Source organism: Pseudomonas sp. Tn43 (assembly GCF_014192635.1).
Taxonomy (GTDB): domain Bacteria; phylum Pseudomonadota; class Gammaproteobacteria; order Pseudomonadales; family Pseudomonadaceae; genus Aquipseudomonas.
In genome coordinates this window covers 171,692-187,774 of the sequence record NZ_JACHYG010000005.1, presented here as the reverse complement: position 1 = coordinate 187,774, position 16,083 = coordinate 171,692, and the positions used below count along the sequence as shown (strand labels likewise).

Annotated in this window: 14 protein-coding genes and 1 pseudogene; 12 read left to right on the top strand and 3 right to left on the bottom strand. The window is 61.2% G+C overall.

Annotated features, from left to right (window positions below; translation table 11 throughout):
* Window positions 1-145 precede the first annotated feature (145 nt).
* The 11 genes and pseudogenes from FHW68_RS15370 to FHW68_RS15320 all read left to right on the top strand — a co-directional run bounded on the left by FHW68_RS15370 (window position 146) and on the right by FHW68_RS15320 (window position 10,334).
* Window positions 146-724, top strand: a complete 579-nt coding sequence (locus FHW68_RS15370) for an outer membrane lipoprotein carrier protein LolA (protein WP_095633524.1) — start codon at window positions 146-148, stop codon at window positions 722-724.
* Window positions 708-3,047, top strand: a complete 2,340-nt coding sequence (locus FHW68_RS15365; protein ID WP_183681113.1) for an MMPL family transporter — start codon at window positions 708-710, stop codon at window positions 3,045-3,047. The genes FHW68_RS15370 and FHW68_RS15365 overlap by 17 nt, the downstream gene beginning before the upstream one ends.
* Complete coding sequence (locus FHW68_RS15360) at window positions 3,044-4,204, top strand: sodium:proton antiporter (protein ID WP_183681111.1); 1,161 nt, start codon at window positions 3,044-3,046, stop codon at window positions 4,202-4,204. Before FHW68_RS15365 ends, FHW68_RS15360 begins: the two co-directional genes overlap by 4 nt.
* Window positions 4,191-5,438, top strand: a complete 1,248-nt coding sequence (locus FHW68_RS15355) for an NAD(P)/FAD-dependent oxidoreductase (RefSeq protein ID WP_183681109.1) — start codon at window positions 4,191-4,193, stop codon at window positions 5,436-5,438. The genes FHW68_RS15360 and FHW68_RS15355 overlap by 14 nt, the downstream gene beginning before the upstream one ends.
* Window positions 5,435-5,614 (top strand): annotated as a pseudogene (locus tag FHW68_RS15350) (SAM-dependent methyltransferase); the annotation flags it as partial. The gene FHW68_RS15355 and the pseudogene FHW68_RS15350, both read left to right, overlap by 4 nt.
* 160 nt (window positions 5,615-5,774) lie before the next feature.
* On the top strand, window positions 5,775-6,257 hold the full coding sequence (locus FHW68_RS15345; protein ID WP_095633523.1) for a hypothetical protein: 483 nt from the start codon (window positions 5,775-5,777) through the stop codon (window positions 6,255-6,257).
* Entirely contained in the window at window positions 6,254-7,450 is a 1,197-nt protein-coding gene (locus FHW68_RS15340) for a beta-ketoacyl-[acyl-carrier-protein] synthase family protein (RefSeq protein WP_183681107.1), read from the top strand. The genes FHW68_RS15345 and FHW68_RS15340 overlap by 4 nt, the downstream gene beginning before the upstream one ends.
* Window positions 7,447-7,905 carry a hotdog family protein gene (locus FHW68_RS15335; RefSeq protein ID WP_095633495.1) on the top strand — a complete coding sequence of 153 codons (459 nt, stop codon included), beginning with the start codon at window positions 7,447-7,449 and terminating at the stop codon, window positions 7,903-7,905. Before FHW68_RS15340 ends, FHW68_RS15335 begins: the two co-directional genes overlap by 4 nt.
* The gene (gene fabG, locus FHW68_RS15330) at window positions 7,905-8,633 is read left to right on the top strand and encodes a 3-oxoacyl-ACP reductase FabG (protein WP_183681105.1); all 729 of its coding nucleotides are present in this window, start codon (window positions 7,905-7,907) and stop codon (window positions 8,631-8,633) included. Before FHW68_RS15335 ends, fabG begins: the two co-directional genes overlap by 1 nt.
* Window positions 8,633-9,859: a beta-ketoacyl-ACP synthase gene (locus tag FHW68_RS15325; protein WP_095633493.1), complete on the top strand. Its 1,227-nt coding sequence runs from the start codon at window positions 8,633-8,635 to the stop codon at window positions 9,857-9,859. Before fabG ends, FHW68_RS15325 begins: the two co-directional genes overlap by 1 nt.
* Window positions 9,860-9,887: 28 nt before the next feature.
* Complete coding sequence (locus FHW68_RS15320; RefSeq protein WP_183681103.1) at window positions 9,888-10,334, top strand: excinuclease; 447 nt, start codon at window positions 9,888-9,890, stop codon at window positions 10,332-10,334.
* A gap of 626 nt (window positions 10,335-10,960) precedes the next feature.
* On the opposite strand, the gene FHW68_RS15315 is transcribed toward FHW68_RS15320, so the two are convergent.
* Window positions 10,961-11,863: a LysR family transcriptional regulator gene (locus FHW68_RS15315; RefSeq protein ID WP_183681100.1), complete on the bottom strand. Its 903-nt coding sequence runs from the start codon at window positions 11,861-11,863 to the stop codon at window positions 10,961-10,963.
* Window positions 11,864-12,016: 153 nt separating this feature from the next.
* Here FHW68_RS15315 and FHW68_RS15310 point away from each other — a divergent pair, with 153 nt between their 5' ends.
* Entirely contained in the window at window positions 12,017-13,258 is a 1,242-nt protein-coding gene (locus tag FHW68_RS15310; RefSeq protein WP_409258757.1) for an MFS transporter, read from the top strand.
* Window positions 13,259-13,320: 62 nt separating this feature from the next.
* Here the strand turns inward: FHW68_RS15310 and hemE are convergent, their stop codons facing one another.
* Window positions 13,321-14,388: a uroporphyrinogen decarboxylase gene (gene hemE / locus FHW68_RS15305; RefSeq protein ID WP_095633481.1), complete on the bottom strand. Its 1,068-nt coding sequence runs from the start codon at window positions 14,386-14,388 to the stop codon at window positions 13,321-13,323.
* A gap of 181 nt (window positions 14,389-14,569) precedes the next feature.
* Window positions 14,570-15,988 carry an FAD-dependent oxidoreductase gene (locus tag FHW68_RS15300; RefSeq protein ID WP_095633480.1) on the bottom strand — a complete coding sequence of 473 codons (1,419 nt, stop codon included), beginning with the start codon at window positions 15,986-15,988 and terminating at the stop codon, window positions 14,570-14,572.
* Window positions 15,989-16,083: the final 95 nt, after the last annotated feature.

Here is a 16,083-nt window from a genome sequence, read left to right as displayed (position 1 = left end):
ACTGCTGAAAACCCTCTGTAGCAGCTGGCGAAGCCTGCGTTGGACTGCGCAGCGGTCGCCCTGCGATTTCCCTGAAGCACCGCATGCGCAGGTCTTACGACGGCTTCGCCGCCGGACGCAGCCTCGCGGGCTCGGCAGCTGCTACATGTTTGTGTTGGCGCTGGGTTTTACTTCACTGGCGCAGGCCTTCGATCTGCAACAGCTCAGCGATCAACTGGCCAAACCCGATGTGATCCACGGTAGCTTCGTCCAGGAAAAACACCTGCGCGCTCTGCCCCAGCCGCTGACCAGCAAGGGCACCTTCGTTCTGGCAAAAAACCATGGTTTGCTCTGGCTACTGAAAACGCCGCTGCAACAGGACTATCGCATCAGCGACAAAGGCATTGCCCGGCGTGATGCCAGCGGCTGGCAAATGCTGCCGAACAAGAGCGCCGGTGCCGAACAGAACCGCTTGTTCCTCGCGGTGCTGCAAGGCGACAGCAGTGGCCTGCAACGGGATTTCGAGCTTTCGCTGAGCGGCGACGCACAGCGCTGGAAACTGACCCTGATCCCGCGCTCGATGCTGCTCAAGCAGGTGTTCAATCAGATCAACATTGATGGCGGCGAACTGGTGCACAGCATCGAGCTGCTCGAAACCCAGGGCGACCGAACCCTGTTGCGCATGCAGGACAGCACCAGCGCACAACCCTTGAGCGATGCGGAGCAACATGACTTTGCCGAGTGAACGGATGCTCCCGCGGCTGTTTCTGATCCTGCTGCTGGCGGTGCTCGCGCTCGCCGGCTGGCAATGGCGTGATGGTGCACCGCTGTCGGCCAACCTGATGGAACTGGTACCAGGCACCGTGCCGGACGCGTTGCAACTGCGTGCCGAACAGCGCATGCAAGAACCGCTGAACCGGGAAATGCTGGTACTGGTCGGCCATAAAGACCGCCAGCAAGCCATCGCCATGGCGCAAAAACTCGGCGAGCAATGGCAGGCCAGCGGCGTCTTCGAAAAGGTCCAGTGGACCCTGCAAGCCGACTTGCCCGCCTTGCGCAGCCAATTGCTGCAAGGTCGACTGGCGATGCTGCCCGCTGCCGACCGGCAGCAACTCATCGAGCACCCTGACGCCTTTATCCAGCAACGGGTACAAGCCCTGTTCGACCCGTTCACCGGCTTCAGCCTGGTGCCGAGCCAGGACGACTGGCTCGGCCTGACCGGGCGCATCCAGAACAGCCAGCCACAACACGGCTCGGTGCAACTGGACATCGGCAGCGGTACGCTGGTTGCCGATGCCGACGGCAAGAGTTGGGTGATGCTGCGGGCACGAACCGCCGGCAACGCGTTCGACATGGACTTGCCGCTGCAAGTGGCCGACCTGCTGCAGCACAGTCGCGAAGAAGCGGCCCGGGCCGATGTGCAACTGCTCGCCGCCAGTGGCCTGCTGTATGCCGCCAGCGGTCAACGGCAAGCCGCGCGCGAAATGACCTGGGTCGGCGGCGGCGCCACAGTCGGGATTGTGTTGCTGCTGTTGCTGGCCTTCCGGCGCTGGAGGGTGCTGCTGGCATTCGTCCCGGTGCTGGTGGGCATGTTGTTCGGTGCGGTGGCCTGCGTGGCGCTGTTCGGCCATATGCATGTGATGACGCTGGTGCTGGGCTCAAGCCTGATCGGTGTGGCAGTGGATTACCCACTGCATTACCTGTCCAAAAGCTGGAGCCTGAAACCCTGGCACAGCTGGCCGGCGTTACGTCTGACTTTGCCGGGGCTGACGCTGAGCCTGATCACCAGTTGCATCGGCTACCTGGCCCTGGCCTGGACGCCGTTTCCGGCCCTGACCCAAATTGCCGTGTTCTCCGCTGCCGGCCTGGTGGGCGCCTATCTGTCGGCAGTGTGCCTGTTGCCGGCGCTGCTCAAGGGCGTGGTTCTGCAGCCGGCGCAATGGCCGATGCGCATCGCCGAAAAGTTACTGGAGCTGCGTGAGTCGCTGCTCAAATACTTGCGCACGCCGGTCCTGCTGGCCCTGCTGATCGCCTTCTGTGTCGGCGGTCTGTTGCAGTTGCAGAGCAAAAACGACATTCGCCAATGGGTCGGCACACCGCAGCAACTGACTGACGAAGCGCAGACCATCGCCCGCATCACCGGCTATCAACCTACCAGCCAGTTTTTCCTGGTGCGCGCGGCCAATCAGCAGGCGTTGCTCGAACGGCTGACGGCACTGAGCGAGCGCCTGGATCAGTTGGTCAATCTGGATAAACTTCAGGGCTATCTGTCGCTCAATCAACTGGTCAGCCAACCGAGCGAGCAGCGCAAAGTGCGTGAAGCACTGAGCAAGCTGCCGCAGTTCTGGCAACCGTTACTCGCCCTTGGTGTGCCGGTCGCCGCGTTGCAGGCCGAGCTGGCAACGTTGCAGGCGCTGCCTGTCGAAGACATCGACGCAGCATTGGCCGGTCCATTGGCCGAGCCCTACCGCACACTGTGGCTGGGGCCGACCGAAGACGGCGTGGCGGCGATGGTCAGCCTGCAAGGCTTGAACAATCCCACGCTGTTGCGGATTCAGGCGCTGGACTTGCCGGGCGTGGAACTGGTGGACCGCCTCGGCGAACTGAACCAGGTTTTCGCCGCCACTCAAATCAGCGCCGCTGAATTGAAACTCGCCTCCTGCGTGTTGATCGTGCTGGTGCTGATCCTGCCATTCGGTTTCGGTGGTGCGTTGCGAATCGTCTCCCTGCCGTTGCTGGCGGCTCTGTGCAGCCTGGCAAGCCTCGGTTGGCTCGGTCAGCCGCTGACGCTGTTCAGCCTGTTCGGCCTGCTGCTGGTGACGGCCATCAGCGTCGATTACGCGATTCTCATGCGCGAACAGATCGGTGGTGCTGCGGCGAGTCTGCTGGGCACCCTGCTGGCAGCGGTGACCACTTGGCTGTCGTTCGGCCTGCTGGCGGTGTCCAGCACGCCGGCGGTGAGCAACTTCGGCCTGTCGGTGAGCCTGGGCCTGGCGTTCAGTTTCATTCTTGCGCCATGGGCCGGACGCCAAGTGCATGCTGCCCCGGTCGTGGAGCCGGCAGCATGATGGTCGCGGCGTTCTGGATGATGGCCCTGGTGTTGTTCGCCGTGGCCACTCGTATCGGTCGTCATTTCGGTCTGATTCCGATCGTCAGCCAGTTGCTGCTGGCGACCTTCGGCCTGCCGTTGTTGATGTACTTGTGGATCGAACCGGGCTGGCACCTCAGCGGCGTCGACCTGATCTCGCCGGGCTGGCTGGAGAACCTCTACAGCCTGAGCTTTGCCTTGCTGCTGGGGCACATTCTCAGCGATGTGATCGACCTGCGCCTGGAACGCCAGAGCCTGAAAATCGCCCTGCCGAGTTTCTGTATTCCGTTTGCCGGCGGGCTAGCGACAGCGTTCTGGCTGTTGCCGCCGCAGCCGTGGATCAGCTCGCTGGCGGTCGGTCTGCTGTTCGCCATCACCGCCATTCCGGTGTTGTATCTGTACCTGCGACACATCAACTACCCGCCCGCCGCCACCCGGCGACTGGTGCAAGCCGCGATCCTGATCGACCTGACCTGCTGGACCCTGTTTGCGTTCGCCCAGGGTACCCTGCACCTGAGCAGCCTCTTGCTGCCGCTCGCCGGCGCCTGCCTGCCATTGCTGTTGCGCCTGCTCGGATTACGCCAACCGTTGCTGCACAGCGGCGGCTTCTTCGCGCTGCTGGTGGTCGCCGAACACTTCAAACTCAATGCGCTGATTTTCGGCATCGGCTATCTGCTGTGCATGGCCGCGCTCAAGGTGCCATTGGTGCTGCCATTGTCGGCGGCGTGGATGAGCCGTTTGCAGACCTGGATCGCCATCCCGCTGATCCTCACGTTCGGCATCGTGCAGATCAACGTGCACAGCGCCATCGACAGTCTCAGCGGCGTGCAACTGGCCGCACTTCTGCTATTGCCGATCGCCAGCAAACTGTTGGGCAACTGGCTGGGCCTCGGCTGGGCCGGCGCCTCGTTTGAAGGTGCCAGCCGCTGGCGGGAAAGCCTTTTACTGAATATTCGCGGTTTGAGCGAGATTGTCTTTCTCAACCTGCTGCTGCAACAACAGCTCATCAGCCCGGCGCTGTATTTTGCGCTGATGTTGATGGGCCTGATCGCAACCCTGCTGCCGGCGCTCGCCGGCATGCACCGAATCCCTTTGAACATCGCCGCCCCGGCAAGGAGCACCCGTGCCAACAGTTGAAATGGAACGTCGTCAGGTACTGGTCATCGGCGCCGGCCCCTCGGGCGCCATCGTCGCCGCGCTGCTCAAGCGTAAAGGTCATGATGTGCTGATGATCGAGCGCCAGCATTTCCCACGGTTTTCCATCGGTGAAAGCCTGCTGTCCCACTGCCTGGATTTCGTCGAAGAAGCGGGCATGCTCGAGGCGGTAAATGCCGCTGGTTTCCAGCGCAAAAACGGTGCAGCGTTCGCTTGGGGGGAGCAATACAGCACCTTCGATTTCGGCGACACATTCACCAAAGGCAAGCCGACGACGTTCCAGGTCCAGCGCGCCGACTTCGATAAGTTGCTGGCCGATCAGGCTGAGTTGCAAGGTGTCGATGTCCGTTATGGCGAAGCCATTGTCAGCGCCGATTTCAGCCTGGAGAAACCGCAGCTCGATGTGCTGCGCGAAGACGGTAGCCAATACCGCGTCGAGGCCGACTTCGTGCTCGATGCCAGCGGCTACGGTCGCGTGCTGCCGCGCTTGCTCGACCTTGAAGCACCGTCGAATTTCCCGGTGCGCCAGGCCGTGTTCACCCACGTCGAAGATTGCATCGACAGCCCGGCTTTCGACCGGGAGAAGATCCTCATCACCACCCATCCGACCCAGCGCGATATCTGGTTCTGGACCATACCGTTCAGTAACGGCCGTTGCTCGGTGGGTGTTGTGGCGGCCGCCGAGCATTTCGCAGGCCGCGCCGAGAACCTTGACGACTGCCTGCGCGGTTTCATTGCTGAAACGCCGAGCCTGGCCGGTGTGCTGAACAATGCCGTGTGGGATACGCCCGCGCGAACCATCGGCGGCTATTCGGCCAACGTCAAAACCCTGCACGGCCCGGGTTTCGCCCTGTTGGGCAACGCGGCGGAATTTCTCGACCCGGTGTTCTCCTCCGGAGTAACCATCGCCATGCGTTCGGCGAGCATGGCCGCCGCCGTGCTGCACCGCCAACTGCAAGGTGAAAGCGTCAACTGGCAGACCGAATTCGCTGAACCGCTCAAGCGCGGCGTCGACACCTTCCGTTGCTACGTCGAAGGCTGGTACGCCGGGACCTTTCAGGATGTGATTTTTTATCAGGGCGGCGCAGCGGAAATCCGCCGCATGATCAGCTCGATCCTCGCGGGTTATGCCTGGGATGAACGCAACCCGTTTGTCAGCGAACCCAAACGCCGGCTGCGGATGATCTCAGACCTGTGCGCACAGGGCCCGACATGAGTTACTTGATCGACAACTACGTCGAAGAAACCCGTTTCGGGTTCTGGTTTCTGCGCAGCCACACCTGGCAGCATCACGTATTGCGGGTGGCGATCAATGATTTGCGCGCCCTGTTCAGCGCGCCATTGCCCGCCAACTGGGTATTGCTGGATGCCGGTTGCAGCCAGGGCTGGTCAATGTGGTCGCGCGCAAGCCTCTTGAAGGTGCTGATTGATGTCTAGCGCAACTCAAACCTGTGGGAGCGAGCCTGCTCGCGAAAGCGGTGTGTCAGTCAACAAACGTGTTGGATGTGCCGTCGCATTCGCGAGCAGGCTCGCTCCCACAGGGTCTGCGGCGCTGATCCGCTTTCTGTTGCTCAGCTGTGTCCTGTTGCTGAGCGCTTGCGCCAGCCAGGCACCGCTGCCCGAGCGAATCCCAAACCTGGCGTTGCCACTGCAATTGCACATCGAACGGCAGATGGCCGAACAGCGTCAGGACTGGCTGCTGGTCATCCAGCGTGAAGGCCCAGGCATTCGCTGGTCGATGATGGACCCTTTGGGAATTCCCGTGGCACGGCAGAAACTGATTGATGGCCGGTGGCAGGCCGACGGCCTTCTGCCGCCCAATCCGGAAGCCCGGGAACTGTTCGCTGCCTTATTGTTTGCGTTGACCCCCGCAGGCGAGCTGCATCGCAGCTATCCCGCTGCCCGGCAGGACGCTGGGCAACGGTCTTTGTCACCACGCTGGAACATCCTCTATTCGCAACCACTGAGCTTTGTATTGAACGTGTCCCAAGGCCCGCACTATCGCATCACTCCGTTAGGCGAGCGTACGCCATGACGGCCTATCTGAATGCCCTCGGGGTAATCTGCGCCCTGGGCCGCGACAAGCAGGAAGTCGCGCGCAACCTGTTTGCCGGCGATTGCTCGGGCATGCGCAGCGAGGCCGGCTGGGTGGTGGAACGCTCGCTGCCGGTCGCGGCGGTGCGCGGCGAGCTGGCGCCGATTCCACCTGAGCTGGCGCACCAAAGCAGTCGCAACAATCAATTGCTCCTTGAGGCTGCGCTGCAAATTGGCGAAGACATCGAGCAAGCGATCCAGACCTACGGCCGCGACCGTATCGGCGTCATCCTGGGCACCAGCACCTCGGGCATCCATGAGGCCACCAGCGGTCTGGCCCATTACATCCGCGAGCAGCAGTTCCCCGCCGACTACGACTATCAGCAACAGGAACTCGGCGCACCGGCAACGTTCCTCGCCGACTGGCTGCAATTGAGCGGCCCGGCCTATGTGATTTCCACTGCCTGCACCTCCAGCGCCCGGGCGCTGATGAGCGCCCAACGACTGCTCGACCTGGGCCTGTGCGACGCCGTGTTGTGCGGCGGCGTCGACAGTTTGTGCAAACTGACGCTCAATGGCTTTTCGGCCCTGGAAGCGGTGTCCGAGCAGCGCTGCAATCCGTTTTCAGCCAACCGAAACGGCATCAATATCGGCGAAGCGGCGGTACTGTTTCTGATGAGCAAAAATGCCGGCAACCGCCAACCGATTGCCCTGCTGGGCAGTGGCGCCAGCTCCGATGCACACCATATTTCCGCGCCCGAACCCACCGGTCGTGGCGCCCTGCAAGCGATGCGCAAAGCCTTGAGCCGCGCAGGCCTGCAACCGCAGCAGATCGGTTACCTGAACCTGCACGGCACCGCCACCCAACACAACGACGCCATGGAAAGCCTGGCCGTGACGACACTCTTCCCGCAAGGCGTGCCCTGCTCATCGACCAAACCGATGACCGGCCATACCCTCGGTGCCGCCGGTGCCCTGGAAGCGGCGTTCTGCTGGCTGAGCCTGAGCGCGGACAACCGCGAGCATGCCCTGCCGCCCCATGTCTGGGACGGTCAGCCCGACCCCGACTTGCCGGCCCTGCATTGGGTGACCCCGACTGACCACCTGACGTCCATTGCACCTCGCTACCTGATGAGCAATTCCTTTGCCTTCGGTGGCAATAACGTCAGCCTGATTATCGGAGACGCCCCATGATTGCCTGGCCGCTCGCCGAACTGCTGCCGCATGCTGGCGACATGATCCTCATCGAGCAGATCCTGTCGTTCGATGACGAGCAAATTCATACCCGACTCACCGTCAAACCCGACGGCCTGTTCAATCGTCCGGACGGCAGTCTGCCGGCCTGGGTCGGCATCGAGCTGATGGCCCAGAGCGTCGCCGCGTACGCCGGCTGCCATGCGCGCCAGAAAGGCAATGCGGTTGAACTGGGTTTCCTGCTCGGCACCCGAAAATTCGAATGCAACGTGGAACATTTCCCCGCCGGCACCGAGTTGACCATCCATGGGATACGCTCGCTGGAAGACGACAACGGCATGGGTGTGTTCGAATGCCACCTCACCGCCCCCGGCATCCATGCCACCGCCCGGCTGAACGTGTTTCGTCCGCCCCAGGCCGCGCACTATCTTCATGAACCCCAAGGAGTCGAGTGATGACTGAATCCGTACTGGTCACCGGCTCCAGCCGTGGTATTGGTCGCGCTATCGCGTTGCGTCTGGCCCGGGCCGGGCATGACATCGTGCTGCACTGCCGCAGCGGTCTGGCAGACGCCGAAGCCGTCAAGGCCGAAGTCGAGGCCCTGGGCCGCAACGCTCGTATCCTGCAATTCGATGTGTCCGACCGTGCCCGTTGCAAAGCTGTTCTCGAAGCCGATGTCGAAACCCACGGCGCCTATTACGGCGTGGTGCTCAACGCCGGCCTGACCCGCGACGGGGCTTTCCCGGCCCTGAGCGAGGAGGATTGGGATCTGGTGATGCGCACCAATCTCGACGGTTTCTACAATGTGCTGCACCCGGTAATGATGCCGATGATCCGTCGTCGCGCCGCCGGGCGGATTGTCTGCATCACTTCGGTTTCCGGATTGATCGGCAATCGCGGGCAAGTCAATTACAGCGCGTCCAAGGCCGGTTTGATCGGCGCTGCCAAGGCGTTGGCGATCGAACTGGGCAAGCGCAAAATCACCGTCAACTGTGTCGCACCCGGCCTGATCGACACGGCGATGCTCGACGAAAACGTGCCGGTGGAAGAACTGATGAAAATGATCCCCGCACAACGCATGGGCACCCCTGAAGAGGTGGCTGGTGCGGTTAATTTCCTGATGTCGGCGGAAGCATCGTACATCACCCGGCAGGTTCTGGCCGTCAATGGAGGCCTGTGCTGATGAAGCGCGTCGTCGTCACCGGCATGGCCGGCATCACCTCACTGGGCAGCGACTGGGACACCATCGCCGCCAACTTCGCCGCCAACCGCAGCGGCATCCGCCGCATGGACGAGTGGGACCGTTTTACCGAACTCAGCACGCGCCTGGCCGGGCCCATCGATGACTTCAAAGTGCCGAGTCACTGGACCCGCAAACAACTGCGCAGCATGGGCCGCGTCTCACGGCTCGCTGTTGGTGCTGCTGAGCAAGCGTTGGCAGACGCCGGGCTGCTGGGTGATGAATCGATCAAGGACGGGCGCATGGGCGTTTCCTGCGGCTCGTCCACCGGCAGCACCGACGAGATCAAGGCGTTCGGCAACATGCTGCTCAACTCGGTGGCCGAAGGTTTGAACGCCAACTCCTACGTGCGGATGATGCCGCACACCACAGCGGCCAATGTCAGCATCTTCTTCGGCCTCGCCGGCAGGCTGATCCCGACCTCCAGCGCCTGCACCAGCGGCAGCCAGGGCATCGGTTATGCCTACGAATCGATCAAGTTCGGCCGCCTGCCGCTGATGCTCGCCGGCGGCGCCGAAGAATTGTGCCCCACCGAAGCCATGGTGTTCGATGCGCTCTACGCCACCAGCCTGAAAAACGACGCCCCGCAAACCAGCCCTCGCCCCTACGACACGGGCCGCGATGGCCTGGTGATCGGTGAGGGCGGCGGCATGCTGGTACTCGAAGAGCTCGAACATGCCTTGGCGCGCGGTGCCCGCATCCACGCCGAGATCGTCGGTTTTGGCAGCAACGCCGACGGTCAGCACGCTACCCGCCCGGAACAGCTCACCATGCGCCGAGCCATGGAACTGGCACTGGAAGACGCCGGACTGCAGCCTTCCGACATCGGCTACGTGAACGGTCACGGCACCGCTACAGAACAAGGCGACATTGCCGAAACACTGGCCACCAGCGCGTTGTTCGGCGAACACATGCCAATCAGTTCACAGAAGAGTTTCCTCGGCCACACCCTGGGAGCCTGCGGCGCGCTGGAGTCCTGGTTCAGCATCGAAATGATGAACCGCGATGTGTATGTGCACACCTTCAACCTCGATGAGGTCGATCCACAGTGCGGCAAACTCGACTACCTGCGCGGTGAATTCCGGCAGATGAGCAACCAGTACGTGATGAACAACAATTTCGCTTTTGGTGGGGTCAACACCTCGTTGATTTTCCGCCGCTGGTCGTAAACGAAATACCAAGGTCAAGGAGACCTTCATGCACTTCAAGAAACTCGCTGCCGCTACCGCCCTGCTGATCTGCGCGTTGCCGAGCATCAGCCAGGCCCGCGACACCGCGGTGTATCTGCCTTTTGACAAAGCAGTCGCCGAAGCCACCCGCGCCGGCAAAATCGATGGCAGCGTGAAATTCTACCTGGCAGGCAATACACCGACCGGCAACGTCACCGTCCTCAGCGCCGGCGCTGTCACCAACAAGAAAACCAACGCCTTCAACAAGTCTGACGAAGTGGCCTGCCAGTGGGTCGCGCAATCGGCAATCATCAGCCTGCACCAGGCCGCGAAAAACGCCGGCGCCAACGCCGTGACCAACATCGTCAGTTACTACAAGAAAAATGAGCGCAAGGATGCCACGACCTATGAGTGCCACGCCGGGGCGCTCATGGCGGGCGTTGCGTTGAAAGGGGATTTGGCGAAGGTTCAGTAAGGCACTGGTGAGAGGATCGCCCCAATACCAGCCAGCTGAGACCGAGGAACTGTGGCGAGCGAGCTTGCTCGCGCTGGGCTGCGCAGCGGCCCCCAAAATTCTGACGATCACTGCCGATTTTTGTGAGCGCTACGCACTCAAGCGGGAGCAAGCTCGCTCGCCACAATGACAAAGGGCGCCTTTCGGCGCCCTTTCACAAACAGGTCGGCTTGTCATTGCCCTTTACCTGTCTGGCTCTACGATGGCTGGTTGCCCAGGATCCTCAGAGTCTCACAAGCCCCTTTCGGGAACGTCAACAGTATTGCTTTAAATTGAACGGACGACAACGGCTGGCAATTCGCCGGTCGCGCCACCTTTAGTGCCATCACAGACCCAGAGCGCTACGTACTGCGGCTTTGATTGCAAAAAATTCATCTGTTGCAAGTTGTGAAATGAGATAAACACGCTTTCCCTGACGATCCCGACTTTTGATCCGGTCCAGTCTGGAGAGACTTACCGTCGCAACCATATCGCATTTTGCCCAGCAGATCGGACTGGCTCCGTGCAGATGAGATTCTGCGCAAGAATCAGGTAAATAACCAAGGCAGATCCGTAACCTGAAATGTCCCTCTTTCGGGCGCTTGCAGTCATGGCATTAACGGCTCAACCTTACGCGTCAGCAACTCCACAAACGCCTTGGCCATCGGCGATTTCTGGTCCTTGCGCTGCACCAGCCACACCGCCGACACCGCTTCCGGATCCAGCAGCGGGCGATAGACCACGCCATCAATACGCATCCGCTGATACGACGCCGGCAATACCGACACCCCCAATCCTGCCGCCACCAACCCGATAATCGTCATCGCCTCGCCCGCCTCTTGGGCGAAGTGCGGGCTGAAGCCGGCATCACGGGCCAGGCTGAGCAATTGTGCATACAGACCACTGCCATAACTGCGTGGGAAAAATACGAACGGCTCGAGGGCCAAGGCTGAGAGAAACAGGCCCTGTTCGCTATCGGTGACCAACGGATGCTTCGAGCTGAGCACCGCCACCAGAGGCTCGCGCATCAGTTCCACCACGCTGAGTGAGTCCGGCAGCCCAAGCGGCCGCATGATGCCGACTTCGATTGACTCATCCACCAACGCATCGGCGACCTGGGTGCTGCTCATTTCCCGCAGGTTGAGATGCACCGCCGGGAAGCGCTGGCGAAACGAAAAGATTGCCTGGGGAATGGTCGTGTTGAACGGCGCTGATGAGGTGAAGCCGATCTTCAGTTCACCCAACTCACCCAGTTGTGCCCGCCGTGCCACATCGGCCGCTTTGTCGACCTGAGCCAGCACCAGCCGCGCCTCTTCCAGAAACAGACGACCCGCCTCGCTAAGTTCGACCCGACGATTGGTACGTTCGAAAAGTCGCGCGCCGACTTCCTGTTCCAGTGCCTGAATCTGCTGGCTCAGCGGTGGTTGCGAGATGCCCAGCACCTGGGCGGCGCGACCGAAATGCAGTTCTTCGGCGACGGCAATGAAGTAGCGCAGGTGGCGCAATTCCATGTGAATTCCATTAGGTCGTTAAAGCTATCAAACAGGTCGAACAATATATTGGATTGAATCATTAGCCGGCTATATGATTTTTTCATTGCCTGATCGGCTGCGCCCTTCCGAGGTCCGAAAGTGAAAACTGCTGTCGCCCCACTCGCCCATGAAATTCCGCCCGCGGCCCCGGACGATCTCGTCGCCAAGTTGAGCGAGATCTATATCGAAAAAGGTACGCCGCTGTTTATGCGCACGGTGCTGGCGCTGTTCTCGGGCGGTTTCGCGACCTTTGCCCTGCTGTATTGCGTGCAGCCGATGATGCCGCTGCTGTCCCGCGAGTTTTCCATCAACGCAGCCCAGAGCAGCCTGATCCTGTCGGTCGCCACCGGCATGCTTGCCATCGGTTTGCTGATCACCGGCCCCCTCTCTGATCGCATCGGGCGTAAATCGGTGATGGTCGCCGCGCTGTTCGCCGCCGCTCTGTGCACCATGGCCAGCGCAATGATCCCGAGCTGGCAAGGCGTGCTGGTCATGCGGGCGCTGGTCGGACTGTCGTTGAGCGGTCTGGCGGCGGTGGCGATGACTTACCTGAGTGAAGAGATCCATCCACAGCACCTTGGTCTGGCCATGGGTTTGTACATCGCCGGCAATGCCATCGGCGGCATGTGTGGCCGGTTGATCGTAGGCGTGTTGATCGACTTCGTCAGCTGGCACACGGCGATGCTGGTCATCGGTGGCCTGGCGCTGATTGCCGCTGCGGTGTTCTGGAAGATTCTTCCCGAGTCGCGCAACTTCCGCGCCCGCTCGTTGCACCCGCGCAGCCTGCTCGACGGCTTCACCATGCACTTTCGCGATGCCGGTCTACCACTGCTATTCCTTGAGGCGTTCGTGCTGATGGGTGCATTCGTCACACTGTTCAACTACATCGGTTATCGCCTGCTGGCCGAGCCGTACCATATGGACCAGGCCTTCGTCGGGCTGCTCTCGGTGGTGTACCTGTCGGGCATCTACAGCTCGGCGAAAATCGGCGCCCTGGCCGACCAGCTCGGCCGGCGCAAAGTGCTCTGGGCAACCATCGTGGTGATGATCGCCGGCCTCGCCCTGACCCTGCTCACGCCGTTACCGGTGGTGATCATCGGCATGCTGATTTTTACCTTCGGCTTCTTCGGCGCGCATTCGGTGGCCAGTAGCTGGATTGGTCGCCGAGCGATCAAGGCCAGAGGACAGGCGTCATCTTTGTACCTGTTCAGCTATTACGCCGGGTCGAGTATCGCGGGCACGGCGGGCGGCGTGGCCTGGCATTTGGGTGGCTGGAACGGGATCGGGTTGTTTATTGGCGGGTTGTTGGTGATTGCGTTGTGGGTGGCGTTGAAGCTGGCGAAGTTGCCGCCGTTGGAAAATGTGAAAGCTTGAAAGCAAAAGATCGTTGAATAAAAACGCCCGGCATAAGCCGGGCGGTTTTTATCGAGCCACGATCACTCGTGATATTGCGCCGACAGTTCATGTACCGCGCGCAGGAAGGCACCGGCATGCTCCGGGTCGACCTCCGGGGTGATGCCGTGGCCCAGATTGAACACGTGACCACTGCCCTTGCCGTAGCTGGCGAGGATCCGGCCGACTTCGGCGCGAATCGCTTCGGGCTTGGCGTACAACACTGTCGGGTCCATGTTGCCTTGCAGGGCGACCTTGTTGCCGACGCGCTGGCGGGCTTCGCCGATGTCGCAAGTCCAGTCCAGGCCCAGCGCATCCGCGCCGGCGTCGGCAATGCTTTCCAGCCACAGGCCGCCGTTTTTGGTGAACAGGATGACCGGTACTTTGCGGCCTTCGTGTTCGCGGATCAGGCCGCTGACGATTTTACGCATGTAGGCCAGGGAGAATTCCTGGTAAGCCGCCGCCGAGAGGTTGCCGCCCCAGGTATCGAAGATCTGCACCGCTTGCGCGCCGGCCATGATCTGGCCGTTGAGGTAGCTGGTGACTGACTGCGCGAGTTTATCCAGCAGCAAATGCATGGCTTGCGGATTGTCGTAGAGCATGGCCTTGGTCTTGCGGAAGTCTTTCGACGAACCGCCTTCGACCATGTAGGTCGCCAACGTCCATGGGCTGCCGGAGAAGCCGATCAGCGGCACGCGGCCGTTCAATTCGCGCCGGATGGTGCTGACCGCATCCATGACGTAGCCCAAGTCTTTGTGCGGATCTGGAATCGGCAGGGCTTCGATGTCAGCCATCGTGCTGACGACTTTCTTGAAGCGCGGGCCTTCACCGGTTTCAAAGTACAAGCCTTGGCCCATGGCATCGGGGATGGTCAGGATGTCGGAGAACAGGATTGCCGCGTCCAGTTGCGGGTAGCGATCGAGCGGCTGCATCGTGACTTCGCAAGCGAACGCCGGGTTCATGCACAGGCTCATGAAATCACCGGCCTTGGCACGGCTGGCGCGGTATTCAGGCAGGTAGCGACCGGCCTGACGCATCATCCATACAGGCGTGACGTCTACGGGTTGCTTGAGCAGGGCGCGAAGGAAACGGTCGTTCTTCAGGGCAGTCATGTCGGCATCCGGAAAAAAAGTGCGGGCATTTTCTCAGAGCGCGAGGCAAAAGGCACGGCAAGAGCCGCTCCTTTTGTCTATCGGGTCAATTGGTCGCAGGGGGAGCAGCTGCAAGTTTCAAGCTACAAGCCGCAAGCGCCGTGGCTTGTAGCTTGCAACTTGTAGCTTGAAGCTGGGGTCTTCAGACCCCCAGGTAATCCAGGATCCCTTCAGCCGCATTGCGGCCTTCGAAGATCGCCGTTACCACCAGGTCGGAACCGCGCACCATGTCGCCACCGGCGAAGATTTTCGGGTTGCTGGTCTGGTGTTTGTACTGGCCTTGTTCCGGTGCCACGACGCGGCCCTGGCTGTCGGTCTGGATGTCGAACTGCTCGAACCACGACGCCGGGCTTGGACGGAAACCGAAGGCGATGACCACGGCATCGGCCGGGATGATCTCTTCGGAACCCGGGATCGGCTCGGGGCTGCGACGGCCACGGGCGTCCGGTTCGCCGAGACGGGTCTCGACCACTTTCACGCCTTCGACGCGGTCTTCTCCGACGATCGCGATCGGCTGGCGGTTGTAGAGGAATTTCACGCCTTCTTCCTTGGCGTTCTTCACCTCTTTGCGCGAGCCCGGCATGTTCGCCTCGTCGCGACGATAGGCACACGTCACCGATTTGGCGCCCTGGCGAATCGAAGTACGGTTGCAGTCCATCGCCGTGTCGCCACCGCCCAGTACCACAACCTTCTTGCCTTTCATGTCGACGAAATCTTCCGGCGACTTTTCAAAGCCCAGGTTGCGGTTGACGTTGGCGATCAGGAAGTCCAGCGCGTCATACACGCCTGGCAGGTCCTCACCGGCAAAACCGCCCTTCATGTAGGTGTAGGTGCCCATGCCCATGAACACGGCATCGTATTCTTCGAGCAGTTGCTCGATGGTCACGTCCTTGCCGATTTCGGTGTTCAGGCGGAACTCGATGCCCATGCCGGTGAAGACTTCGCGGCGATTGCTCAACACGGTCTTTTCCAGCTTGAACTCGGGGATGCCGAAGGTCAGCAGACCGCCGATTTCCGGGTTCTTGTCGAACACCACAGGAGTCACACCGCCACGTACCAGCACGTCGGCACAACCCAGGCCGGCTGGGCCCGCGCCGATTACCGCGACACGCTTGCCGGTCGGTTTGACCTTGGACATGTCCGGGCGCCAGCCCATGGCGAACGCGGTGTCGGTGATGTACTTCTCGACCGAGCCGATGGTCACCGCACCAAAACCGTCGTTGAGGGTGCAGGCACCCTCGCACAAACGATCCTGAGGACATACCCGGCCGCAGACTTCCGGCAGGGTGTTGGTCTGGTGCGACAGCTCGGCGGCCTGCAGGATGTTGCCCTCGGCCACCAGTTTCAGCCAGTTGGGAATGAAATTGTGCACCGGGCACTTCCATTCGCAATACGGGTTACCGCAACCCAGGCAGCGGTGGGCTTGATCAGCCGACTGCTGGGGTTTGAACGGCTCGTAGATTTCCACGAACTCTTTCTTGCGTTGACGCAACAGTTTCTTCTTCGGATCCTTGCGCCCGACATCGATGAATTGGAAGTCGTTGTTGAGACGTTCGCCCATCTTCAAAACCTCTTACACGACAGCTTCAAGCTACAAGCTTCAAGCTGCAAGAAAATCACATTAATCCGGTACGCCGCGCACTGCATTGAGCTTGC

Coding starts and splice junctions, on each gene's coding strand:
- fabG (WP_183681105.1), top strand. CDS start 7,905: ATGACTGAATCCGTACTGGTCACCGGCTCCAGCCGTGGTATTGGTCGC.
- FHW68_RS15325 (WP_095633493.1), top strand. CDS start 8,633: ATGAAGCGCGTCGTCGTCACCGGCATGGCCGGCATCACCTCACTGGGC.
- FHW68_RS15360 (WP_183681111.1), top strand. CDS start 3,044: ATGATGGTCGCGGCGTTCTGGATGATGGCCCTGGTGTTGTTCGCCGTG.
- FHW68_RS15340 (WP_183681107.1), top strand. CDS start 6,254: ATGACGGCCTATCTGAATGCCCTCGGGGTAATCTGCGCCCTGGGCCGC.
- FHW68_RS15300 (WP_095633480.1), bottom strand. CDS start 15,988: ATGGGCGAACGTCTCAACAACGACTTCCAATTCATCGATGTCGGGCGC.
- FHW68_RS15370 (WP_095633524.1), top strand. CDS start 146: ATGTTTGTGTTGGCGCTGGGTTTTACTTCACTGGCGCAGGCCTTCGAT.
- FHW68_RS15335 (WP_095633495.1), top strand. CDS start 7,447: ATGATTGCCTGGCCGCTCGCCGAACTGCTGCCGCATGCTGGCGACATG.
- hemE (WP_095633481.1), bottom strand. CDS start 14,388: ATGACTGCCCTGAAGAACGACCGTTTCCTTCGCGCCCTGCTCAAGCAA.
- FHW68_RS15365 (WP_183681113.1), top strand. CDS start 708: ATGACTTTGCCGAGTGAACGGATGCTCCCGCGGCTGTTTCTGATCCTG.
- FHW68_RS15315 (WP_183681100.1), bottom strand. CDS start 11,863: ATGGAATTGCGCCACCTGCGCTACTTCATTGCCGTCGCCGAAGAACTG.
- FHW68_RS15320 (WP_183681103.1), top strand. CDS start 9,888: ATGCACTTCAAGAAACTCGCTGCCGCTACCGCCCTGCTGATCTGCGCG.